The sequence below is a fragment of the Pseudomonas sp. AC172 genome (assembly GCF_979258595.1).
This window is the reverse complement of record NZ_OZ409868.1, coordinates 5,046,089-5,067,568: the sequence shown is the minus strand read 5'-3', so window position 1 is coordinate 5,067,568 and position 21,480 is coordinate 5,046,089. Positions and strand designations below refer to the sequence as shown.

The 21,480-nt window shown below is 60.6% G+C and carries 22 protein-coding genes; 10 read left to right on the top strand and 12 right to left on the bottom strand.

What is annotated here, in order from left to right:
- Positions 1-27: 27 nt before the first annotated feature.
- The 3 genes from ACZ0A4_RS22955 (at position 28) to rhtB (ending at position 3,344) form a co-directional block, all read left to right on the top strand.
- Positions 28-1,938: an ATP-binding cassette domain-containing protein gene (locus tag ACZ0A4_RS22955; protein WP_463576467.1), complete on the top strand. Its 1,911-nt coding sequence runs from the start codon at positions 28-30 to the stop codon at positions 1,936-1,938.
- A complete protein-coding gene (locus ACZ0A4_RS22950) occupies positions 1,938-2,519 on the top strand; it encodes a mechanosensitive ion channel family protein (RefSeq protein WP_064116380.1) in 582 nt (193 codons plus the stop codon). The genes ACZ0A4_RS22955 and ACZ0A4_RS22950 overlap by 1 nt, the downstream gene beginning before the upstream one ends.
- 192 nt (positions 2,520-2,711) lie before the next feature.
- Positions 2,712-3,344, top strand: a complete 633-nt coding sequence (rhtB, locus tag ACZ0A4_RS22945; protein ID WP_077574998.1) for a homoserine/homoserine lactone efflux protein — start codon at positions 2,712-2,714, stop codon at positions 3,342-3,344.
- 114 nt (positions 3,345-3,458) lie between these two features.
- Here the strand turns inward: rhtB and ACZ0A4_RS22940 are convergent, their stop codons facing one another.
- From ACZ0A4_RS22940 to ACZ0A4_RS22920, 5 genes are all read right to left on the bottom strand, one after another.
- Positions 3,459-4,202 (bottom strand): penicillin-binding protein activator LpoB, encoded by a 744-nt coding sequence (locus ACZ0A4_RS22940; protein ID WP_463576466.1) that lies wholly within the window; start codon positions 4,200-4,202, stop codon positions 3,459-3,461.
- 3 nt (positions 4,203-4,205) lie between these two features.
- Positions 4,206-4,793 carry a penicillin-binding protein activator LpoB gene (gene lpoB / locus ACZ0A4_RS22935; protein ID WP_016772610.1) on the bottom strand — a complete coding sequence of 196 codons (588 nt, stop codon included), beginning with the start codon at positions 4,791-4,793 and terminating at the stop codon, positions 4,206-4,208.
- A gap of 36 nt (positions 4,794-4,829) precedes the next feature.
- Positions 4,830-5,204 (bottom strand): YcfL family putative periplasmic lipoprotein, encoded by a 375-nt coding sequence (locus ACZ0A4_RS22930; protein ID WP_141125891.1) that lies wholly within the window; start codon positions 5,202-5,204, stop codon positions 4,830-4,832.
- Positions 5,205-5,219: 15 nt separating this feature from the next.
- On the bottom strand, positions 5,220-6,614 hold the full coding sequence (locus tag ACZ0A4_RS22925) for a COG3014 family protein (protein WP_141125890.1): 1,395 nt from the start codon (positions 6,612-6,614) through the stop codon (positions 5,220-5,222).
- A gap of 221 nt (positions 6,615-6,835) precedes the next feature.
- The gene (locus ACZ0A4_RS22920; RefSeq protein WP_463576465.1) at positions 6,836-7,306 is read right to left on the bottom strand and encodes a hypothetical protein; all 471 of its coding nucleotides are present in this window, start codon (positions 7,304-7,306) and stop codon (positions 6,836-6,838) included.
- Between the two features lie 257 nt (positions 7,307-7,563).
- Between ACZ0A4_RS22920 and ACZ0A4_RS22915 the strand changes: the two genes are divergently transcribed.
- Positions 7,564-9,459 (top strand): FTR1 family protein, encoded by a 1,896-nt coding sequence (locus ACZ0A4_RS22915; protein ID WP_463576464.1) that lies wholly within the window; start codon positions 7,564-7,566, stop codon positions 9,457-9,459.
- Between the two features lie 108 nt (positions 9,460-9,567).
- Positions 9,568-10,023 (top strand): YaiI/YqxD family protein, encoded by a 456-nt coding sequence (locus ACZ0A4_RS22910; protein ID WP_463576463.1) that lies wholly within the window; start codon positions 9,568-9,570, stop codon positions 10,021-10,023.
- 52 nt (positions 10,024-10,075) lie between these two features.
- Here ACZ0A4_RS22910 and elbB read toward each other — a convergent pair whose 3' ends face one another.
- Entirely contained in the window at positions 10,076-10,744 is a 669-nt protein-coding gene (elbB, locus tag ACZ0A4_RS22905) for an isoprenoid biosynthesis glyoxalase ElbB (RefSeq protein ID WP_463576462.1), read from the bottom strand.
- Between the two features lie 98 nt (positions 10,745-10,842).
- On the opposite strand from elbB, the gene ACZ0A4_RS22900 reads away from it, so the two are divergent.
- Positions 10,843-10,968, top strand: a complete 126-nt coding sequence (locus ACZ0A4_RS22900) for a hypothetical protein (protein WP_463576461.1) — start codon at positions 10,843-10,845, stop codon at positions 10,966-10,968.
- Positions 10,969-11,034: 66 nt separating this feature from the next.
- On the opposite strand, the gene ACZ0A4_RS22895 is transcribed toward ACZ0A4_RS22900, so the two are convergent.
- Positions 11,035-11,685 (bottom strand): DedA family protein, encoded by a 651-nt coding sequence (locus ACZ0A4_RS22895; protein WP_463576460.1) that lies wholly within the window; start codon positions 11,683-11,685, stop codon positions 11,035-11,037.
- Positions 11,686-11,892: 207 nt separating this feature from the next.
- On the opposite strand from ACZ0A4_RS22895, the gene hemB reads away from it, so the two are divergent.
- The gene (gene hemB / locus ACZ0A4_RS22890) at positions 11,893-12,906 is read left to right on the top strand and encodes a porphobilinogen synthase (protein ID WP_102901414.1); all 1,014 of its coding nucleotides are present in this window, start codon (positions 11,893-11,895) and stop codon (positions 12,904-12,906) included.
- 18 nt (positions 12,907-12,924) lie between these two features.
- A complete protein-coding gene (gene ppk1 / locus ACZ0A4_RS22885; protein ID WP_016985903.1) occupies positions 12,925-15,150 on the top strand; it encodes a polyphosphate kinase 1 in 2,226 nt (741 codons plus the stop codon).
- A gap of 248 nt (positions 15,151-15,398) precedes the next feature.
- Here ppk1 and ppx read toward each other — a convergent pair whose 3' ends face one another.
- The 5 genes from ppx to ACZ0A4_RS22860 form a co-directional block, all read right to left on the bottom strand.
- The gene (ppx, locus tag ACZ0A4_RS22880; RefSeq protein WP_463576459.1) at positions 15,399-16,901 is read right to left on the bottom strand and encodes an exopolyphosphatase; all 1,503 of its coding nucleotides are present in this window, start codon (positions 16,899-16,901) and stop codon (positions 15,399-15,401) included.
- A 207-nt stretch (positions 16,902-17,108) separates the two neighbouring features.
- Positions 17,109-17,846 (bottom strand): amino acid ABC transporter ATP-binding protein, encoded by a 738-nt coding sequence (locus tag ACZ0A4_RS22875; RefSeq protein WP_122594583.1) that lies wholly within the window; start codon positions 17,844-17,846, stop codon positions 17,109-17,111.
- Positions 17,833-18,483, bottom strand: coding sequence for an amino acid ABC transporter permease (locus ACZ0A4_RS22870; protein WP_463576458.1), 651 nt, complete (start codon positions 18,481-18,483; stop codon positions 17,833-17,835). The genes ACZ0A4_RS22875 and ACZ0A4_RS22870 overlap by 14 nt, the downstream gene beginning before the upstream one ends.
- Positions 18,480-19,148: an amino acid ABC transporter permease gene (locus tag ACZ0A4_RS22865; RefSeq protein WP_007911165.1), complete on the bottom strand. Its 669-nt coding sequence runs from the start codon at positions 19,146-19,148 to the stop codon at positions 18,480-18,482. Before ACZ0A4_RS22865 ends, ACZ0A4_RS22870 begins: the two co-directional genes overlap by 4 nt.
- 21 nt (positions 19,149-19,169) lie before the next feature.
- A complete protein-coding gene (locus tag ACZ0A4_RS22860) occupies positions 19,170-19,955 on the bottom strand; it encodes a transporter substrate-binding domain-containing protein (RefSeq protein WP_463576457.1) in 786 nt (261 codons plus the stop codon).
- Between the two features lie 256 nt (positions 19,956-20,211).
- On the opposite strand from ACZ0A4_RS22860, the gene ACZ0A4_RS22855 reads away from it, so the two are divergent.
- Positions 20,212-20,919 carry a FadR/GntR family transcriptional regulator gene (locus tag ACZ0A4_RS22855; protein WP_463576456.1) on the top strand — a complete coding sequence of 236 codons (708 nt, stop codon included), beginning with the start codon at positions 20,212-20,214 and terminating at the stop codon, positions 20,917-20,919.
- Between the two features lie 120 nt (positions 20,920-21,039).
- Positions 21,040-21,369 carry a thioredoxin TrxA gene (trxA, locus tag ACZ0A4_RS22850; RefSeq protein ID WP_003206727.1) on the top strand — a complete coding sequence of 110 codons (330 nt, stop codon included), beginning with the start codon at positions 21,040-21,042 and terminating at the stop codon, positions 21,367-21,369.
- The last annotated feature ends 111 nt before the right edge of the window (positions 21,370-21,480 follow it).

Genomic DNA, 21,480 nt, shown 5'->3' with positions numbered 1-21,480 from the left:
GCGAAGCTGGTAGACTCCGCCGCCATTATGATCCGACTTCAGAACCTGACTTTACAGCGTGGCCCGCAACGTCTGCTAGAAGACGCCGAGCTGACCCTGCACGCCGGCCACAAAGCCGGCCTCATCGGTGCCAACGGCGCCGGCAAATCGAGCCTGTTCGCATTGATTCGGGGCGAACTGCATCCGGACTCGGGTGACTGCTTCCTGCCGGCTGACTGGCGCATCGCCCACATGCGCCAGGAAATCGAGACGCTTGAGCGTCTTGCTGTCGACTATGTGCTCGATGGTGACTTGCGTCTACGCGAGGTGCAACGTGACCTCGCCGCCGCCGAAGCGGCGCACGACGGTGCTGCTCAGGCCCGTCTGCATTCCGAACTCGACAGCGCCGACGGCTATACCGCCGATGCGCGGGCGCGCAAATTGCTCGCCGGTCTCGGCTTCACCAACGAGCAGATGGATCGCCAGGTAGGAGATTTCTCCGGTGGCTGGAGGATGCGTCTGAACCTGGCGCAGGCATTGATGTGTCCGTCGGACCTGTTGTTGCTCGACGAACCGACCAACCACTTGGATCTCGACGCAATCATCTGGCTCGAAGAGTGGCTGAAAAGCTACCCGGGCACCTTGCTGCTGATTTCCCACGACCGCGATTTCCTCGACGAAGTCGTCGATCACGTCGCGCATGTCGATCAGCGCAAAATCACTTTGTATCGTGGCGGCTACACCGCATTCGAGCGCGCCCGTGCCGAGCGTCTGGCCCAGCAGCAGCAGGCCTACGAGAAGCAGCAGGCGCAACGTGCGCACATGGAAAGCTACATCGCGCGCTTCAAGGCGCAAGCGACCAAGGCCCGTCAGGCGCAGAGCCGGATCAAGGCGCTGGAGCGGATGGAAGAGCTGTCGGCGGCCCACGTCGATTCGCCGTTCGATTTCGTCTTCCGCGAGTCGAGCAAGATCTCCAGTCCGCTGATCGACCTGTCCGATGCCAGCCTGGGTTACGGCGATAAAACCATCCTCGAGAAGGTCAAGCTGCAACTGACCCCGGGGGCGCGGATTGGCCTGCTCGGGCCGAACGGCGCGGGTAAATCGACGCTGATCAAGAACCTCGCTGGCGAGCTGTCACCGATCGCCGGGCGCCTGACCCGTGGCGAGAACACTGTGGTCGGCTACTTCGCCCAGCACCAACTCGACTCGCTGGATTCCAAGGCCAGTCCGTTGCTGCACATGCAACGTCTGGCGCCGACCGAACGCGAGCAGACCTTGCGCGATTTCCTCGGCGGTTTCGACTTCCGTGGTGCACGCATTGATGAGCCGGTGCTGAATTTTTCCGGTGGCGAGAAGGCGCGTCTGGCCCTGGCGTTGATCGCCTGGGAACGCCCGAACCTGTTGCTGCTCGACGAACCGACCAACCACCTTGACCTGGAAATGCGCCTGGCGCTGACCATGGCGCTGCAGGAATTCAGCGGCGCGGTGTTGGTGGTATCTCACGATCGGCACTTGCTCAAGAGCACCACCGATAACTTCTACCTGGTCGCTGACGGCAAGGTCGAAGAGTTCGATGGCGACCTCGAAGACTACGCGCGCTGGCTGGTGGAATACCGTCAGCGCAACGCGCCGGTCAGCAACACCCCGGTGAACCCGGACAAGACCGACAAGAAGGCTCAGCGTCAGGCGGCGGCTGCGTTGCGTCAGCAACTGGCCCCGCACAAGCGTGAAGCCGACAAGCTCGAAGCCGAACTCGGCAAGCTCCACGAGAAACTGGCCAAGGTCGATGCCAGCCTCGGCGACAGCGACATCTACGAGCCGGCGCGCAAGAACGAATTGCGTGATCTGCTGGCCGAGCAGGCCAAGCTGAAAGTTCGCGAAGGCGAGCTGGAAGAGGCGTGGATGGAAGCCCTCGAGACGCTGGAAAGCATGCAGGCGGAGCTGGAGGCGCTGTCCTGATGGAAGCGTTCAAGTTGCCGCTGCCGGCGGAGTGGATCGAGCCGATCTGGTTTGCGGTGCAGATTCTGCTGATCCTGCTGGCCGGCTACCTTACCCAGCGTTTCGTTGCCAAAGGCCTGACCCGGTTGGGTGAGCGCTATCCGTTTCCGCCGCAATTGCTGATGCCGCTGCGCGGTGTGTTGCGCTGGTTGATCATGGGCAGTGCGCTGATCTTTGTGCTGGAGCGCCTTGGTGTTTCGGCCACGGTGTTGTGGACGGCGCTGTCGGGGTTCGTCGCGGTGGCGGCGGTCGCGTTCTTCGCGATGTGGAGCGTGCTGTCGAATTTGCTCTGCGCGATTCTGATCTTCACGGTAGGGCCGTTTCGGCTGGGCGATATCGTTGAGCTGGTGGACACCACTGACAAGCCCGGCGTCAAAGGCCGGGTCGTGGCGATCAATCTGCTTTACACCACGTTGATCGAGGCGGAAGAGTTGGGGACTGGCAGCGCGATGGTGCAGGTGCCCAATAGTCTGTTCTTCCAGCGATCGGTGCGGCGTTGGCGCGGGACGGATGTGTTTCCGTCGAGTGGTTTCGAAAAGTGATTTCTGCGGCGTCTGATCTGGCGCCTTCGCGAGCAGGCTCGCTCCCACAATAGACCGCGATCAAATGTGGGAGCGAGCCTGCTCGCGAAGGGCCCCTCAGCAGCACCTGCAACATTCAGCAAAAATTGGTAGTCATCCATTCAAACCCGCATTAGCTTAGGCATTTGTCACGAGCATGAGTCGAGGTGTGCGATGGAGCTTCAAACATGGCTGGCGTTTTTTGCCGCCTGCTGGGTGATCAGTCTGTCCCCGGGGGCTGGCGCCATTGCGTCGATGTCCAGCGGTCTGCAATACGGGTTCTGGCGCGGTTACTGGAACGCCCTAGGCCTGCAAATCGGTTTGGCTGTGCAGATCGCCATTGTCGGCGCCGGTGTTGGCGCGATCCTGACTGCTTCGGCGACGGCCTTCCACGCGATCAAGTGGTTCGGCGTGGCTTACCTCGTGTATCTGGCCATCAAGCAATGGCGTGCGCTGCCCATGGACATGAGCGATGACGCCGCGGTACGGCCGATCGGCAAACCGCTGGCGCTGGTGTTCCGTGGCTTTCTGGTGAACATCAGTAACCCCAAGGCCCTGGTCTTCATGCTCGCGGTGCTGCCGCAGTTCATCAATCCGCATGCACCGTTGCTGATTCAGTATGTGGTGATCGGTGTGACGATGATCTGCGTCGACCTGATCGTCATGGCTGGCTACACCGGTCTGGCGTCGAAGGTGCTGCGCCTGTTGCGCACACCGCAGCAGCAGAAACGCATGAACCGCACGTTTGCCGGGCTGTTCATCGGCGCGGCGGCGTTTATGGCAACGTTGCGCAAAGCGGCGGCATAAACATCGCGGGCACAAAAAAGGCGACCTTTGCAGGTCGCCTTTTTTGTGGCTGGGACGCAGAGCGTCCCGGGATGCATTCCCACGCGGAGCATGGGAATGATCAGGGGCCAGTCATCAGCGCAGGATTACTGGCGCAGTATCACGCGGCAGGTTGTTGCGCTGCGGCGCTTCGCGCGGCTGTTCGTAACCGCCACCACCGAGCTGCATGCTCAGTTGCCCGGCTACGTCTTCACCCAAGGCCTTGGACACGTCACGCACCACCCGTGGGCGGTTCCGCGAGATCTTGATGTCGCGGTGGTTCACCAGTTTGGTGTCCTGCGCTTCACCCATCGCCGTGAAGGCCGAAGTGATTTCGAAGGTCTTGGTGTTGATCAGACTGAAGTCCGCCACCAACGTCAGGCCCAGTACCGCCGAATAGCTGTCGGTGTTCGCCAGCTCGTTGACGTCCTGAGTGAAGTCGATGTCCGACACCGTACCAAACAGCACATAGTCGGCGCCTTTGAAGTTGCCGGCCTTGATGCGCTTGATCACATCAAAGACGTCACCCTTGGACGACGCGGTGTACGGCGTGCCCTGCACCAGCTGGAACATGCCGGTACGCAGGATTTCACCTTTGATGTCGCCGGTGAATTTGCGCAACTCGCCTTGCTCGATGTAGCTGGTGCTCGCTTCGATCTCGTTGTAGCTCGACGAGCCGCTGGAGCTGTAGTAACCCTCGCGATGATTGCTCTGAGCGGAAACGATGTGGATGTATTGCTCCACACGTTCCTGATACGCCAGATCCGTTACCGCGACTTTCGGGGCCGCTTGCACGCTGAACGCGCAAGCCAGGGCCATCATGCCAATCCATGTGCGCATTGATTAACGCTCCGTGGTTTTGCGGATCTCTTTTTCGTCCATCCACTCGGCCAGACCGCTTTCAACGTCGATCAGTTGCAGGCTGAATTTGTAGAAGACGTCCTTGTAGTCGCTGCTGCGCTTGACGATCGAACTGATCGAACCTTCGATGCGGTACTTGGCGGCAACCATGTTGCCGGTCTTGGCCACGGTGCTTTTCTTGTACAGACCGCTCTGGTTTTGCAGCTTGAGCTGGTCAACCTGGCTTTGCATGGCATTGTTGTCGCTGGCGAAACGCGCAACACCGGTCTTCATCAGCTGAGTCTTGATGCTGGTGGTGATTTCGCGGGTGTCGATGTACTCGCTGGTCTTGTTCTTCACGTCGTAGACCTGAACCACCGGACGACCCTGCAGAATGCCGGACTGGGCCAGCGAGCGGGTCATCGATTCGGCGATCATTTGCAGGTCGGTCGACCCGAATTCGTTGGTCACGGTTTCAACCGCTTTGGTGTCGCCGTAGCTGATGTTCTTGCTGCCCAGGGTCGGCGAAGTGTTGGCGCAACCGGAGGCCAGCAGGGCGATAACGGCGATGCAGGAAAAGCGTGCAAACATGGGAATGCTCTCTAAAACGGGAATAGGGTGACAGGCTTACGGCGTCTTGATTTCCAGACGGAAGTCCACGGCTTTCGGGGTCGGGGCGATGCCCTGAATGAAGCTGGTCTGGGCGCCGTACATCATTTGGCTTTTCCACACTTCTTCTTCGGCAATCGGGAAGCCTTCCGCGCCGAGCCAGGCGAAGCGGTAGTAGAAAAGCTTGTTGCTGTTGAGGGTGTTGCTCAACTGCACATTGACCGTCATGAAGCCGTTTTCGCGGGCGACGCGCATGGCGCCGACGACGATGTGTTTCTGCGGGCCCATGGCCACGACTTTGCTCGCGGCGCTGCCGGGCTCTGGCGGTGGCGGGGTGGCGCAGCCGCTCGCCAGCAAGGCGAGGGCGGCGACGGCGATGAGTTTGAAGCGCATGCAAAGACTCCGTTCTTAAGGTTGTTTGAGGCTGGCGACGTTGGTCGCGCTGGCGCTCGGGATGACGTGTGCGGCGAGGCCACCGGCGAAGACCTGGTTGCCCACGGCACGCAGGGTGATCACCTGATAACGCTGATCGACAGTGACCTTGACCACCGAACCGCCGACGGCGCTCGGCAGACTGACCTGATGCTCGCCCTTTTTCAGACGCAGACGCACCACTTGGGTATTGTCCGGCAGGGTACGCCACGTACGGGTATCGGCACCTTCGAGCACAGCTGAAGAGATACCGACGGCCAGACCGGCCAGTGGGTTGGTTTCGTTGATCTTCTTCTGGGCCACGCCTTTGGTGATCGCCCGCACGGTGGTGCGCAGAATGATCCCCGGCATGTCGTCACGCAGGGCGCGGCGGGACATGGCGGTGGTGCTGTTGAGCGCGGTCAGATCGACTTGCTGACCATCGACACCGATCTGTGCGAACGGCGCAGTGGAAGTGTCCGGTTTGATGATCGGGAACGATAGCGGCGTGATCACTACGTTGTTGGAGATCGGCAATGGCAGCGGCACGCGGATCGAATCGCGGGCCGGCGCCAGACCGCTTTGCACCACGATCAGGATGTCGCTGTCGTCGGACTTGCTCGGCTTGTCGAGGTTGACCAGTGCCTGCTCCAGCAGCGGCGTGTTCGGACGCAGCTCGGCGGCCTTGCGGTAGCCCGGTGCAGCCAGGCCTTTCTCGCCCAGCGCTTCATAAACGAAGCCGGACAGGTAATGGCTGAACGCACTCTGGTAGCTGTTTTTCAGGCCAACCACTTCTGGCGCGTCGAGACTGGCGACCGGATAACCTTGCAGATCCTTGTACTGAGTCTTGATGCCTTCTTTCTCGGCTTCTTCCTCGCTCTTGAGGTATTCCTTGTCGCGCAGGTCGGCGATCACTGCTTCACGTTCGTGAGTTTTCTTGATCGCAGTACGTGCGCCGTCAAAGTCATTGACCGCCAGCAGATTCAGGGCCATTTGCGTGGTCAGCATGACCTTTTCGTAGTCGTAGCCTTCGTAGCGCCGCACTTTGTCATTGACGATGAAGCTGCCGAACTGAGCCAGGTACTTACCGGTATCGAGCTTGACCGAATCTTCCCACTGACCCACCACTACATCGGCGCTGGTCCAGGCATTCTGGCTGCCAGAGAGGTCGCCCTTGGCGCGCAGCAATTCACCTTTCTCGAAGTAATAGAGCAGGTCTTTGTCTGGACCGGTGTTGTTCTTTTCCAGCAGGGTCAGCGCGGCGTCGACGTTGCCGGTGGCCAGTTGCTGGTTGGTCTGTGCCAGTTCGGAATCGTAGTTGCGAAACGCCGAACAGCCGGACAGCAGAGTGACGGCGCTGAGCGCGATCAGAGTGGGGGCGCGGAATGCCATGGGGGTACTTCTTCCCTGGAGTAATAGAGCCGCGTGTGCTGGTCGGGCTGGTGTGACCCATCGACAGTGGCGTTGGCCTCCTGCCAATTCCTCATAACCTGAGGAGCTTTAATGCCCGGTCGTAATAACGCGGGCGCGGCATTATAAGCAGGCGGTGATGGCTATGTAATAGCTTTTTAATTGCACTGGTTAGTTAGGTGCCATTACTTGTTTCGAACGGGTTACTTCTCTGGTAAAGGCGTCGCAGGAGCGACAAAGGCCGACCCCACGTAGTAGGTCTGATCCCGGAACACGCACAGATTGAGTATTTGATGAGCCTGATCAACGCGTAAGGTCAGGGGATGGCCCGGGGGGTAGAAGGGGACGTCGATCTTGTGCAGGCCCTTTTTCAGGCGCACACGGGTGACCAGTGTCATGTCGGGCAAGGCGCGCCAGGTGCGTGTGTCAGCCTCCTCGAGAGGATCCTGTTTTGTCACCACTAACGAAGCCTTGGCCGGGTTGCGGTCGTTTTCCTGTGCCTGGCCGATCGCGGCCATATTGGCGCGGAACATGGCGCGCGAGAGGATTTGCGGCATGTCATCGCGCAGTGTTCGCATGGCCATGTCGGTCACGCTGTTGATGACTGTCAGTGGCTGTTTACGGCCATCAATGCTCAGGTGACTGAAGGTCGGGGTGATGGCGTCCGGAATCATCACCGGAAAGGATATCGGCGCGACAATGACCAGGTTTTCGTTCAGGTGCCTTCGTAATGCAGCAGCTTGTCGTTGACGAGCATGGTGCCCATTTCATTGCCGATCAAAGACCCTGTCCCTGAGGCAATCCTCGGCGATTTTGCGGTGTTCGTCTGCCGGGCATATCCGCCTGATCAAAGCGAAACACCGACAAAGCTTGAGAGAAAAGTCTGCGGAGTGAACAATATGTAACTCCGTATTTCTCCTGAGATTTCTTCATGACTGCCTCGTCCCGAATTCTGGCCTGGCTGGTGTTCCCGTTGTTTGCCTTGAGCAGCGTCAATCTGCTGGCCGATACCGTGGAAGGCGCACCGCAAGCGCTGCACCTGCTCGACTACATCAGCGCCGACTACCCGCCGACGGTAGCGGCGGGCAAGGTGGTCGATGACGCCGAATACCGCGAGCAACTGGAGTTCACTCGGGCGCTGCAAGGCTTGATCGCCGGTATGCCGACCAAGCCGGAAAAGGCTGCGCTGGAGCAGGGCGTTGAAGCCCTGCACACGGCGATCAGCGCGAAACAGGACGGCGCCGAAGTGGCCCGTCAGGCGCGGCAACTGGGCGCGCAACTGGCGGTGGCCTATGAAGTCAGCCAGGCGCCGATCATCACCCCCGATCCCACCCGGGGTGCTCCGCTCTATGCGCAGAACTGCTCGGTGTGCCACGGCGACAGCGGCGCCGGTGACGGCCCGGCGGGACTCGGCATGACTCCGCCGCCCGCCAATCTGCGTGATGCGGCGCGGTTGGATCACCTGAGTCTGTATGCGATCTATAACACCCTCGGCCAAGGCGTCGAAGGCACCGACATGCCGGCGTTTGCCGATCAGCTTGACGATCGTCAGCGCTGGGATCTGGCGACTTACATCGCCGGTTTCAGCGCTGATCCGGCGGCAGCCAAGTTCGAGAAGACCTACAACATCGCCGATCTGGCGCGCCAGACCCCGGCCGAAGTGCAGGCTGCCGATGGCCCGCAAGCCGCAGCGACGTTTCGTGCGCAGCGCGCGCAGCCGCCGCAGGTCAAGCGTGGCCCGGCGCAGTTGCTCGACTACACCGCCGCAACGCTGGACAAGAGCCTTGCCGCGTACCGTGCCGGTGAACACGATCAGGCTTATGATCTGTCAGTCGCGGCGTATCTGGAAGGCTTCGAGCTGGTCGAGAGCTCACTGGATAACGTCGACGCCAACGTGCGCAAGGACACCGAAAAATCCCTGATGGCGTACCGGCAATCGTTGCAGGACGGCTTGCCGGTCGAGCAGGCCGAGCAGCGGCTGGACGCGGCCAAGGCCAAGTTGAAGGAATCTGCCGGGTTGCTCGGCAGTGACGGTTTGAGCTGGTCGCTGAGCTACATTTCCGGCCTGCTGATTCTGTTGCGTGAAGGCCTGGAAGCGATTCTGGTGCTGGCGGCGATTCTTGCCTTCCTGCGCAACACCGGTCAGCAATCGGCGGTGCGCAGCGTCAACGTCGGTTGGGGCCTGGCGCTGCTGGCCGGTCTCGGCACCTGGGCGGTGGCGGCGTATGTGATCGACGTCAGCGGTTCGCAGCGTGAACTGCTTGAAGGCGCGACGGCGCTGTTTGCCAGTGTCATGGTCTTGTGGCTTGGCGTGTGGATGCATGACCGTCGCCACGCAGCGGCCTGGCAGGATTACATCAAGAGCAGTCTGGTCGGTGGTGGCGGGCGTTTCGGCTTCGCGATTCTGGCGTTCTTCTCGGTGTATCGCGAGTTGTTCGAAGTGATCCTGTTCTATGAAACCTTGTGGTTGCAGGCCGGCCCGGCCGGGCATGACGCGGTGCTCGCCGGCGGCGCGACCGCACTGGTGCTGCTGGTGGGTCTGGCGTGGGTGATCCTGCGCGGTTCGGCGAAACTGCCGCTGACGCTGTTCTTCAGCATCAACGCGGCACTGTTGTGCGCGTTGTCGGTGGTGTTCGCCGGGCACGGCGTGAAGGCGTTGCAGGAAGCCGGGATCTTCGGCACTCGGCCGGTGGCGTTCTTTGAATTCGACTGGCTGGGGATTCATGCCGATGCGTATTCGTTGACGGCGCAGGCGGTGGCGATTCTGGCGATTGTGGTGTTGTACGGGCGCAGTTGGGTGGCAGAGAAGCGGCGGGTAGTCGCCTAGAAAGCATTCGCTGGTGCTCACATTCGCGAGCAGGCTCGCTCCCACAGAGACGGTGTGTATCCTGTGGGGCGTGAGCTTGCTCGCGAATTGTTTTTGGAGGTTAGAAAAATGCGTGTATGGATCGATGCCGATGCCTGCCCACGGGCGGCAAAGGATCTGGTGGTGAAATTTGCGCTCAAGCGCCAGTTCGAGGTGGTGCTGGTGGCCGGGCAGCCGCAGATCAAGCCGGGGCTGGCCATCGTCAAACTCATTGTGGTGCCGAGTGGGCCGGATGCGGCGGACGATTATCTGGTCGAACACGCGGTGCCCGGGGAACTGGTGATCTGCAGCGATATTCCCTTGGCTGATCGGCTGGTGAAGAAGGGCGTCGCGGCGCTCGACCCGCGCGGCAAGGAGTTCGATTCGCAGAACATGGGTGAGCGCTTGGCAGTGCGCAACCTGTTCACCGATCTGCGAGAGCAGGGCCAGATGAGCGGTGGACCTGCGCCATTTGGTGATCGCGAAAAACAGGCGTTTGCCAATGCGCTGGACCGGATCCTCACACGCCTGACCCGCAAACCGTGAGGCTTATGACGATCGTTCCCACACAGAGCGTGGGAACGCTCATACGGGGGAATCAGGCGTCGTTTTCGTGAGTCAGCTCGAGCACGCGGTCGACCAGTTTGTTGATCCCCGACGCAGCCTCACTGATGTTCTGCGCCAGCATGTAAGCCGGGGTCGTCACCAGTTTGCGCGCCTTGTCTTCAATGATCTCCGTCACCGCACATTCTTCGTGGGTCGCGCCCATCTTGTTCATCGCTGTGGCCGTGTCGGCGTCGTTGCCGATGGTGCAGGTCACGCCCGGGCCATAGATCTTCGCGGCCAATGCCGGCGAGATGCACATCAGACCGACGGGTTTGCCCGCTTCGGCAAACGCCTCGGCCAAGGCCAGCACCTCTGGCTGCACAGTGCAGCCAGCGCCTTCGACGGCAAAGTTCGAGAGGTTCTTCGCCGCACCAAAACCGCCTGGCACGATCAGCGCGTCGAAGTCGTCGACGTCGGCCTCGCGGATGTCCTTGATGTTGCCGCGGGCAATGCGCGCCGATTCCACCAGCACGTTGCGCGTCTCGGGCATTTCTTCGCCGGTCAGGTGATTGATTACGTGCAATTGCGCAATGTTCGGGGCAAAGCACTGCACCTGGGCGCCGCGTTGGTCGAGGCGCAGCAGGGTGATGACGCTTTCGTGGATTTCGGCGCCGTCATACACGCCACTGCCGGACAGGATCACTGCAACTTTTTTGCTCATGGGGTTCTCTCCAGATTCAAGGCGCTAAATGTCCACTAAATTGTCGCGCGTTGCCATAGGCTCAAGGGGTGGCGGCACTTGCATGGAGCGCTTTCTACATGGATCGCAACAACGGCGGGGTGTTCATTATTTGGGGTTGCCTGCTGCATAACGAGCGGGAGATTTTTGGCGCGAGGACGCCGCTGACGAACTTGAATGCGCCGGAGCAGCGAGGGGGAAAGTGACGTATCTGACTGAAAGAGTCAGCCAGCCCGCTCAGTGCCGGCGGGTTGTAGCAAGTCGCCAACGAGTTACTCGGCTGGCGTCTTCGGTTCGGCAGGCTTGGGGTCTTCGGCTTGATTCAGCAGTGCAGCTTTCGCGGCTTGCTCGTCGGCGTAAACCTGCTTGGCCAATCGCGCATTCTTGAAGCGGCGGCGCAGCCACAGACCAACGCCGAGCACCAGCAACGCGCCCAATACCCACAACTCGTACTTCTTGATGCTGCCGAGCATGCCTTCCAGCACCGCCCCGAAGTGATAGGCAGCGGCGGCGAGGGCGCTGGCCCAGATCGCCGCGCCAATGCCATTGAGCAGCAGATAACGTCCCGGCGGATAACCCGACAGGCCGATCGCCACCGGCATTACCGTGCGCAGACCGTAAACGAAGCGGAAGCTCAGCACCCAAATGTCCGGATGCTTGCGGATGTGTTCCAGCGCGCGGTCACCCATCATCTGCCAGCGCGGTTTGCGCGCCAGCAACTTGCGCCCGTGCTTGCGTCCCAGGAAGTACCACAGCTGATCGCCGGCATAGCTGCCGAAGAACGCCACGACCACCACCACGTTGATGTCCATGTATCCACGGAACGCGAGGAAGCCCGCGAGCACCAGGATGGTTTCGCCTTCGAAAAACGTGCCGAGGAACAAGGCAAAGTAGCCAAAGTCATGCAGAAATTGTTGGAGCATTGTCTGGGTGCTGGCGAAATGAACGCGCAGCCTAACCCTTCGGACACATTCATGAAAGTGTCCAAATGTGTCTCGACGTGAACAATTCCTACACTGAGAATGGAATGCGGCTACATGTCGCGGGTCTCACACAACTGTCATCTGTTCGTCATAATGGCCGTCTATAACTGTCACGCTCGCCCGTTTGCGCGGGCTCAGGAGTCTGCCGTGAGCTTTACCCCTGCCAATCGCCTGTTCCCTGCCACACGCCTGCGCCGCAATCGCCGCGACGATTTTTCGCGTCGGCTGGTGCGGGAAAATGTGCTGACGGTCGATGACCTGATCCTGCCGGTATTCGTGCTCGACGGTGAAAACCGTCGCGAAGCCGTGGCCTCGATGCCCGGGGTAGAGCGGCTGACGATCGATTTGTTGCTCGAAGAAGCGGCGAAATGGGTCGAATTGGGTATTCCGGCGCTGGCGCTGTTCCCGGTAACCCCAGCAGAACTTAAATCCCTCGACGCCGCCGAAGCCTGGAACCCCGAAGGCATTGCCCAGCGCGCCACCCGCGCGCTGCGTGAGCGTTTCCCGGAACTCGGCGTGATCACCGACGTAGCGCTGGATCCGTTCACCACCCACGGTCAGGACGGCATTCTTGACGAAGAAGGCTACGTGCAGAACGACATCACCGTCGACGCGCTGGTCCGCCAGGCCTTGTCCCATGCCGAAGCGGGCGCTCAGGTTGTCGCGCCGTCGGACATGATGGACGGTCGTATTCAGGCGATCCGCGAAGCACTGGAAATCGCCGGCCACGTCAACGTGCGGATCATGGCCTACTCGGCCAAGTACGCCAGCGCCTATTACGGCCCGTTCCGCGATGCGGTTGGCTCTGCGTCGAACCTCGGCAAGGCCAACAAGGCCTCCTATCAGATGGACCCGGCCAACAGCGACGAAGCGCTGCACGAAGTCGGTGCGGACTTGTCTGAAGGCGCGGACATGGTCATGGTCAAACCGGGCATGCCCTACCTCGACATTCTTTTCCGGGTAAAAGATGCCTTCAAAGTGCCGACCTTCGTCTATCAGGTTAGCGGCGAATACGCCATGCACATGGCGGCGATCCAGAATGGCTGGTTGAGCGAGGCGGTGATTCTTGAATCACTGACCGCCTTTAAACGTGCCGGCGCTGATGGCATCCTGACTTACTTTGCTGTCCGCGCCGCTCAATTGTTACGAGAGCAGAAATAGCCCTCCCAGGAACATTCAATGAATACCGAAGGACTCACGGAAGTTGCAGTAAAAGAAGCTCAACCGGTGGTCGAGCAAATCACCGAGACCCCGCCGGAACTGGAGCCTGCGCCACCCGCGCCGGCGGCCGAACCTGCGGCGGCGGTGCCGGCGATTGCCATTCCGGGCCTGGATGACAGCAGCCTGTACATCCACCGCGAGCTCTCGCAACTGCAATTCAACATCCGCGTGCTGGAGCAGGCGCTGGACGAGTCCTATCCGTTGCTGGAACGCTTGAAGTTCCTGCTGATCTTCTCCAGCAACCTCGACGAATTCTTTGAGATCCGTGTCGCCGGCCTGAAGAAGCAGATCACCTTCGCTCGTGAGCAGGCCGGTGCCGATGGTCTGCAACCGCATCAAGCGCTGGCTCGCATCAGCGAGCTGGTACACGGTCATGTTGACCGTCAGTACGCGATCCTCAACGATATTCTGTTGCCGGAGCTGGAAAAGCACCAGGTGCGCTTCATCCGTCGCCGCAACTGGACGGTCAAGTTGAAAACCTGGGTGCGCCGCTACTTCCGCGACGAGATCGCGCCGATCATCACCCCGATCGGCCTCGACCCGACGCACCCGTTCCCATTGCTGGTGAACAAGAGCCTGAACTTCATCGTCGAGCTGGAAGGCATCGACGCCTTCGGTCGCGACTCCGGTCTGGCAATCATCCCGGCGCCGCGCTTGCTGCCACGGATCATCAAGGTGCCGGAAGAAGTCGGCGGCCCCGGCGACAACTATGTATTCCTCTCGTCGATGATCCACGCCCACGCCGATGACCTGTTCCAGGGTATGAAGGTTAAAGGCTGCTACCAGTTCCGTCTGACCCGAAACGCCGACCTGGCGCTCGATTCCGAAGACGTCGAAGACCTGGCCCGCGCCCTGCGTGGCGAGTTGTTCTCGCGTCGTTACGGTGATGCGGTGCGTCTGGAGGTCGCTGACACTTGCCCGAAACACCTCTCGGACTACCTGCTCAAGCAGTTCAACCTGAGCGAGAGCGAGCTGTATCAGGTCAACGGCCCGGTCAACCTGACACGTCTGTTCAGCATCACCGGTCTGGACAGCCATCCGGAGCTGCAATACACGCCGTTCACCCCGCAGATCCCCAAACTGCTGCAGAACAGCGAAAATATTTTCAGCGTGGTCAGCAAGCAGGACATCCTGCTGCTGCACCCGTTCGAGTCGTTCACCCCGGTGGTCGACCTGCTGCGTCAGGCGGCGAAAGACCCACACGTTCTCGCTGTGCGCCAGACCCTGTACCGCTCCGGTGCCAACTCCGAGATCGTCGATGCGCTGGTGGATGCCGCGCGTAACGGCAAGGAAGTGACGGCGGTCATCGAGCTGCGTGCGCGGTTCGACGAAGAATCCAACCTGCAACTGGCCAGCCGTTTGCAAGCGGCCGGTGCGGTGGTGATCTACGGCGTGGTCGGCTTCAAGACCCACGCCAAGATGATGCTGATCCTGCGTCGCGAAGCTGGCGAGATCGTCCGCTACGCGCACCTCGGCACCGGTAACTATCACGCCGGCAACGCCAAGCTTTACACCGACTACAGCCTGCTGACTTCCGACGACGCCTTGTGCGAAGACGTCGGCAAACTGTTCAGCCAGTTGATCGGCATGGGTAAAACCCTGCGCATGAAGAAGTTGCTGCATGCGCCGTTCACCCTGAAGAAGGGCATGCTCGACATGATTGCCCGCGAAACCCAGTTCGCCGTCGAAGGCAAACCGGCGCACATCATCGCCAAGTTCAACTCGCTGACTGATCCGAAGATCATCCGTGCGCTGTACAAGGCCAGCCAGTCCGGTGTGCGCATCGATCTGGTGGTGCGCGGCATGTGCTGCCTGCGTCCGGGCATCGCCGGGGTTTCGCACAACATTCACGTGCGCTCGATCATCGGCCGCTTCCTTGAGCACACTCGCGTGTTCTACTTCCTCAATGGCGGCGACGAGCAGATGTTCCTTTCCAGCGCCGACTGGATGGAGCGCAACCTCGACAAGCGCGTCGAGACTTGCTTCCCGGTCGAAGGCAAGAAGCTGCTGACCCGGGTGAAGAAAGAGCTGGAGCTGTACCTGACCGATAACACTCATAGCTGGAGCTTGCAGTCGGATGGCCGTTACATCCGCAACACGCCGACTGGCAACCAGAACCCGAGGAGTGCGCAGGCGACGTTGCTGGAGCGATTGGGTAGCCCCATCCTGCCAGTGAGCAGCTGAGGCCTCGAAGGTCAAAAGCCCCTCACCCTAACCCTCTCCCGGAGGGAGAGGGGACTGACCGAGGTGTCTTACGCTATACGCCGACGTGAGATATCGAGTCGAACTCAGGCCTCGACGCCAGCGGAGATCGGCTCCCTCTCCCTCGGGAGAGGGCTGGGGTGAGGGGAAGGTTCACCTCCGTCCTCAAGTCGCACCGTTAAAAAAAGGCGATCCAGAAGGATCGCCTTTTTTTGCGCCTGAGATTTAACTCAGTGAACAGTGAGCAAAATCCCCACCCGCGTCAGCCAATCCGCCTCAAGCCCGAAATCCGCTTGAGTCAGCTGATTCTCATCCAGCCAGTTCTCCGGGAACTCCACATCCAGGGTGTTGCCCTTCGCGTGCAATACCACCTGCGGCATCGTTTGCGTCCCACGAATGTGGTGGAACAGGATCGCAAAGCGCAGCAGCACGCACAGGCGGATCAGCTTGTCACCGTCGTCACCGAAATCGGCAAATTTGTCCTTGGGAATATTGCGGCGGTGGCCGCGCACCAATAGCGCGAGCATTTGCTGGTCTTCGCGGGAGAAGCCGGCAAGGTCCGAGTGCTCGATCAGGTAGGCGCCGTGCTTATGGTAGTGATAGTGAGCGATGTCGAGGCCGACTTCGTGCACTTTCGCCGCCCAGCCGAGGAGTTCGCGCCAGATGCCGTCATCCAGCTCCCAGTCCACCGCGACCTGATCGAACGCGTGCAAGGCTTTGCGTTCAACTCGTGCGGCCTGTTCCAGATCGACGTGATAGCGCTCCATCAGCGAGGTCAGGGTGCGTTCGCGTACGTCTTCGTGATGATGACGACCGAGCAGGTCATAGAGCACGCCTTCACGCAGCGCGCCATCGCAGTGATCCATGCGTTGCAGTTCGAGGGCGTCAAAAATCGCTTCGAGAATCGCCAGACCCGCCGGGAAAATGGTCCGGCGATCAGGCTTGATGCCTTCGAAATCGATCTTGTCGACGTCGCCAAGCTTGAACAGTCGACGCTTGAGCCACGCCAGGCCTTCGGCGTTCACTTCGCCAGTGCCGTGGCCGCCGGCCTTCAGCGCCAGACCGATGGCGCGGATGGTGCCGGAGGAACCGATGGCTTCATCCCAGGTCAGGCGGTGCAGGGCGTGTTCGATGCTCATGATCTCCAGCCGCGCCGCGGTGTATGCCTGGGCGTAGCGGGCCGGGGTGATCTTGCCGTCCTTGAAATAGCGCTGGGTGAAGCTGACGCAGCCCATTTGCAGGCTTTCGCGCAGCAGCGGCTCGAAGCGCTGGCCGATGATGAACTCGGTACTGCCGCCGCCGATGTCGGCGACCAGACGTTTGCCCGGGGTGTCGGCGAGGGTGTGCGACACGCCCAGATAAATCAGTCGGGCTTCTTCCCGACCGGAGATGACTTCCACCGGGTGGCCGAGGATTTCTTCGGCGCGGTGGATGAATTCGAGGCGGTTGCGCGCTTCACGCAGGGCGTTGGTGCCGACGATGCGCACGGCGCCCAGCGGCATACCGTTGATCAGTTGGGCAAAACGCTTGAGGCAATCGAGGCCGCGCTGCATCGATTCTTCGTTGAGTTTGCGCTCATCGTCGATGCCGGCCGCCAGCTGAACCTTCTCGCCGAGGCGCTCGAGAATGCGGATCTCGCCGTTCCGGGCCTTGGCCACGACCATGTGAAAGCTGTTGGAGCCCAGGTCGATTGCGGCGATCAGGGACAGATTCTTGGCTTGGGATTGCGGCATGGTCAGGGGGTCTCGGTCGATAACCTCGACATCGTGCCACGATCAAAGGCTGGCGCCAACGCGCATGGTTCAAACCGTTGATTCAGCGCAGAAAGTCTGGAGATCGCGGCGCGACCATTCGCGAGCAGGCTCGCTCCCACAGGTGACCGCATTCCAATGTGGGAGCGAGCATGCTCGCGAAGAGGGCATCACTGCCTCAGAAGATCTTCAGGCTGTCGCTTCCACCGTGCCAATAAAGTTTGCCAACTCCGCGGTCTGCGGATTGGCAAACAGCACCTTCGGGTCCCCCACCTCATGCACTTTGCCATGGTGCATGAACACCAGTTTGTCGCCGACCTCGCGGGCAAAGCGCATTTCGTGGGTGACCATGATCAGTGTCATGCCTTCCTTGGCCAATTGCCGCACCACGCTGAGCACTTCATTGACCAGTTCCGGGTCGAGCGCCGAGGTAATCTCATCGCAGAGCAACACTTTCGGCGACATAGCCAGAGCCCGGGCAATCGCGACACGCTGTTGCTGGCCGCCTGAGAGCCGATCCGGGAAGGCATCGAATTTTTCCCCAAGCCCCACGCGTTCCAGCATCTCCCGCGCCAGTTCCGTCGCTTTGGCTTTCGGCACTTTCTGCACCACTTGCGGCGCAAGCATGACGTTTTCGCCCACGGTCAGGTGCGGGAACAGATTGAACTGCTGGAACACCATGCCGACCTTCTGCCGCAAGCTGCGCAGATCAGCGCGGGCGGCGTCGAGGTATTCGCCGTCGACTTCGATCACGCCGTCGTTGATCGACTCCAGGCCATTAAGCGTGCGCAGCAGGGTGGATTTGCCCGAGCCGCTACGGCCGATGATAGCCACGACCTGGCCTTCCTCGACGCTGAGGTCGATGCCTTTGAGTACGTGGTGATCGCCGTAGTATTTATGCAGGGCGGAAATTCTAAGCAGGGGCATGCAGTCTCCTTTCCAGATAGCGCGCACTGAGGGACAAGGGGTAGCAGAGCAGGAAATAGCCGAGGGCGACGAGGCCGTAGACCATGAACGGTTCAAACGTGGCGTTGGCGAGCATGCCGCCGGTCTTGGTCAGCTCGGTGAAGCCGATAATCGAGGTCACGGCGGTGCCTTTGACCACTTGCACCGAGAAGCCCACGGTCGGCGCCACGGCAATGCGCAGCGCCTGCGGCAGGATCACGTAGCGCGCCTGTTCCAGCGGATTGAGCGCCAGACTCGCCGAGGCTTCCCACTGGCCGTTAGAGATCGACTCGACGCAGCCGCGCCAGATCTCTGCCAGATAGGCGCTGGTGAACAAGGTCAGGGCAATCGCTGCGGCCATCCACGGCGAAATTTCAATCCCGGCCAGAGCGACGCCGAAGAACACCAGAAACAGCTGCATCAGCAGCGGCGTGCCTTGGAACAGCTCGATCCAGGTGCGGGCGATGCTGCTTGGCAGAGGGTTTTTCGAAATGCGCATGATCAGGATCAGCAGCCCGACAATCCCGCCGCCAATAAACGCCACCAGAGACAACGCGAGCGTCCATTGCAGGCCGACGAGCAGGTTGCGCAGGATGTCCCAGAAGGTGAAATCGCTCATGCGCGGCTCCTGCTGATGTAGCGCCGACCGATCCAGTTCAGCAACTGGCGAATCAGCAGCGCCATGCACAGGTAGATCAGCGTGGTCAGCGCGTAGGTTTCAAAGGCGCGGAAGTTGCGCGACTGAATGAAGTTGGCGGCGAAGCTCAGCTCTTCCGTGGCGATCTGCGAACACACCGCCGAACCGAGCATGACGATGATGATCTGGCTACTCAGCGCCGGCCAGACCTTGCCCAGCGCCGGCAGCAGCACCACATGGCGGAACGCTTCGAAGCGCGTCATCGCCAACGCTGCTGCGGCTTCCAGCTGTCCGCGCGGGATCGCCTGAATGCCGGCGCGAATAATCTCCGTCGAATAGGCGCCGAGGTTGATCACCATCGCCAGCACCGCCGCTTGCCACTCGGAAATCTGCACGCCAAGCGACGGCAGGCCAAAGAAGATGAAAAACAACTGCACCAGAAACGGCGTGTTGCGGATCAACTCGACGTAGACGCCGAAGATCGCCGAGAACGGGCGGATATTCCACGCCCGCACCAGTGCCCCGACAATCCCGACGCCGACCCCGAGCAACGCGCCGATGGCCGTCAGCTCAAGGGTGAACAGCGCCCCGCGCAGCAACAGGTCGGTGTTTTCCACCACCGGCATGAAATCGAACTGATAAGCCATGAAGGTCTCCCGCGCAGTCGATCAGAGATCGGCCGGCAGCGGCTCTTTCAGCCAGGTCTGCGAGTTCTTTTCCAGCGCGCCGTCAGCCTTGGCGGTGGTCAGGATGTCGTTGACCTTGGCCAGCAGCGCCGCTTCGTTCTTGTTCACGCCGACATAGACCGGCGAATCCTTGAGTTTCACTTTCAGCGCCGGCACGCGTTTCGGGTTCTTTTCGCTGATCGCGACCATGACCACGTTGCCGCTGGCGATCAGGTCGACCTGGCCGGCGAGGTAGGCGGCGATGGTCGAGTTGTTGTCTTCGAAGCGCTTGATGGTCACGCCTTCCGGGGCAACTTTGCTCAGCTCGATGTCTTCGATGGCGCCACGGGTGACGCTGATGGTCTTGCCCTTGAGGTCGTCGAGGCTGGCGATGGCAGCGTCTGGCGGGCCGAACACGGCGAGGTAGAACGGTGCGTAGGCGCGGGAGAAGTCGATGACTTTCTCGCGCTCGGGGTTTTTGCCGAGGCTGGAAATCACCAGATCGACTTTGCCGGTGGTCAGGAACGGGATGCGGTTGGTGCTGTTGACCGGGGTCAGTTCGAGTTTGACCTTGAGCTGGTCGGCCAGCAGTTTCGCCGTGTCGATGTCCAGACCGCGAGGTTTCATGTCCGGGCCGACCGAGCCGAACGGCGGGAAGTCCTGCGGCACGGCGACTTTCAGCGTGCCGCGTTTGATCACATCGTCGAGACCATCGGCGTGAGCGGGGATCTGGCTGAGCAGCAGGCTGGAAAACAGGGCGGCGAGGAGGGCGCTGTAACGCTTGGTCATGAACAATCTCCGGATCGGCGGGAAGTGATTTCTGCGTTCGGACAGAGCATGGGCCGTGCCAATACGTGGGTTTCGTCGCGGCAGGCCCCGGTTTCAGCGGCTTTGTTCGGTCTTACTGGTCTGAACAGTCAGGTTGTTTTTCGCACCGCAATCGCGCAGCGCTCGGCAGCACCGAACCCCACTGGGGCACGACTTGCCGGACTCGACGAATAGCTTTACAACTAGCCGCACATTGGCCTGGCGCGTCTGAAAAACCATGAATTCGATTTCCCGTGCGGTACCCGAAGTGGCGCTGCAAGCGATCCGCAAACTGATCACCGAACAGGGTTTCGGTGCGGGCGACGCCTTGCCGTCGCAGCGGGATCTGGCGTTGCAGCTTGGGGTGAGCCGGGCGTCGTTGCGCGAGGCGTTGTCGTCGCTGAGTGCGCTGGGCGTGGTCAGCATTCAGCCGGGCAAAGGCGTCTTCGTGCAGTCGCCGGTGGAATTGTCGCGCGGCGATAGCGCGCCAGCCTGGTCATTCGCCGCGCAGGCGTCGCCGCTGGATATCTTTCAATTGCGCTATGCGCTGGAAGGTTTTGCCGCCGGGCTGGCAGCGGTGGCGTTGAGCACGTTCGATCTGGATGCGCTGGAAGACAATGTCGCGGCCATGCGCGAGCAATTGAAGGCCGGTGACTTTGAAGCGGCGGCGAAACTCGACTTCGAATTCCACCGGCGCATCCTCCTGGCCAGCGGCAATCAAGCGATGCTGAGCATCCTCACGGCCAGCGCCGAGATGTTTCTGGAGAGCCAGAAACTACCGTTCATCCGCGCCGAACGCGCCATGGAAACCTGGCAGGAACACCGCAAGATCCTCCGGGCCCTCGCGCGCCGAGCGTCCGGCGCTGCGCAAAGAGCCATGCAGGAGCACGTGCGCAATGCGGCCCTGCGCACTGGAATTTCCTTCATTGCCCCCGCCACGGCGTGACTTGAGCTATACCCAAACTCATCGAGTGCCATAGCAAGACTCAATCAACTGCGGCTTCCTGAACAGGGGAAGGGCGGCTATGATGGGCCACGTTTTTTTGCTTACAACCTGGAGAATTCCATGAGCAGCGATCTTATCAAACACGTTAGCGACGCTAGCTTCGAAGCCGACGTACTCAAGGCCGAAGGCGCTGTCCTGGTCGATTACTGGGCTGAATGGTGCGGTCCTTGCAAAATGATCGCTCCGGTTCTGGACGAGATTGCCGAGACTTACAAAGGCAAGCTAACCGTTGCCAAACTGAACATCGACGAAAACCAGGAAACCCCGGCCAAGCACGGCGTGCGTGGTATCCCGACGCTGATGCTGTTCAAGAACGGCAACGTAGAAGCGACCAAAGTCGGCGCCCTGTCGAAGTCGCAACTGGCGGCTTTCCTCGACGCCAACATCTAAGCGTCGCAGTAAAGAGCCTGAAAAAAAGCCCCGCAAATAGCGGGGCTTTTTGCGTATTCAGGGCTAGACGCTCCGAAACTCAGGTGGTACATTCGGCCCCGCACTGGTTTC

Coding starts and splice junctions, on each gene's coding strand:
- ACZ0A4_RS22865 (WP_007911165.1), bottom strand. CDS start 19,148: ATGGCTTATCAGTTCGATTTCATGCCGGTGGTGGAAAACACCGACCTG.
- ACZ0A4_RS22955 (WP_463576467.1), top strand. CDS start 28: ATGATCCGACTTCAGAACCTGACTTTACAGCGTGGCCCGCAACGTCTG.
- rhtB (WP_077574998.1), top strand. CDS start 2,712: ATGGAGCTTCAAACATGGCTGGCGTTTTTTGCCGCCTGCTGGGTGATC.
- ACZ0A4_RS22875 (WP_122594583.1), bottom strand. CDS start 17,846: ATGCCCCTGCTTAGAATTTCCGCCCTGCATAAATACTACGGCGATCAC.
- ACZ0A4_RS22930 (WP_141125891.1), bottom strand. CDS start 5,204: ATGCGCTTCAAACTCATCGCCGTCGCCGCCCTCGCCTTGCTGGCGAGC.
- ACZ0A4_RS22870 (WP_463576458.1), bottom strand. CDS start 18,483: ATGAGCGATTTCACCTTCTGGGACATCCTGCGCAACCTGCTCGTCGGC.
- ACZ0A4_RS22940 (WP_463576466.1), bottom strand. CDS start 4,202: ATGCGCACATGGATTGGCATGATGGCCCTGGCTTGCGCGTTCAGCGTG.
- elbB (WP_463576462.1), bottom strand. CDS start 10,744: ATGAGCAAAAAAGTTGCAGTGATCCTGTCCGGCAGTGGCGTGTATGAC.
- ACZ0A4_RS22925 (WP_141125890.1), bottom strand. CDS start 6,614: ATGGCATTCCGCGCCCCCACTCTGATCGCGCTCAGCGCCGTCACTCTG.
- ACZ0A4_RS22900 (WP_463576461.1), top strand. CDS start 10,843: ATGGATCGCAACAACGGCGGGGTGTTCATTATTTGGGGTTGCCTGCTG.
- trxA (WP_003206727.1), top strand. CDS start 21,040: ATGAGCAGCGATCTTATCAAACACGTTAGCGACGCTAGCTTCGAAGCC.
- ppk1 (WP_016985903.1), top strand. CDS start 12,925: ATGAATACCGAAGGACTCACGGAAGTTGCAGTAAAAGAAGCTCAACCG.
- ACZ0A4_RS22915 (WP_463576464.1), top strand. CDS start 7,564: ATGACTGCCTCGTCCCGAATTCTGGCCTGGCTGGTGTTCCCGTTGTTT.
- lpoB (WP_016772610.1), bottom strand. CDS start 4,793: ATGTTTGCACGCTTTTCCTGCATCGCCGTTATCGCCCTGCTGGCCTCC.
- ACZ0A4_RS22950 (WP_064116380.1), top strand. CDS start 1,938: ATGGAAGCGTTCAAGTTGCCGCTGCCGGCGGAGTGGATCGAGCCGATC.
- ppx (WP_463576459.1), bottom strand. CDS start 16,901: ATGCCGCAATCCCAAGCCAAGAATCTGTCCCTGATCGCCGCAATCGAC.
- ACZ0A4_RS22895 (WP_463576460.1), bottom strand. CDS start 11,685: ATGCTCCAACAATTTCTGCATGACTTTGGCTACTTTGCCTTGTTCCTC.
- ACZ0A4_RS22910 (WP_463576463.1), top strand. CDS start 9,568: ATGCGTGTATGGATCGATGCCGATGCCTGCCCACGGGCGGCAAAGGAT.
- ACZ0A4_RS22860 (WP_463576457.1), bottom strand. CDS start 19,955: ATGACCAAGCGTTACAGCGCCCTCCTCGCCGCCCTGTTTTCCAGCCTG.
- ACZ0A4_RS22855 (WP_463576456.1), top strand. CDS start 20,212: ATGAATTCGATTTCCCGTGCGGTACCCGAAGTGGCGCTGCAAGCGATC.
- ACZ0A4_RS22920 (WP_463576465.1), bottom strand. CDS start 7,306: ATGATTCCGGACGCCATCACCCCGACCTTCAGTCACCTGAGCATTGAT.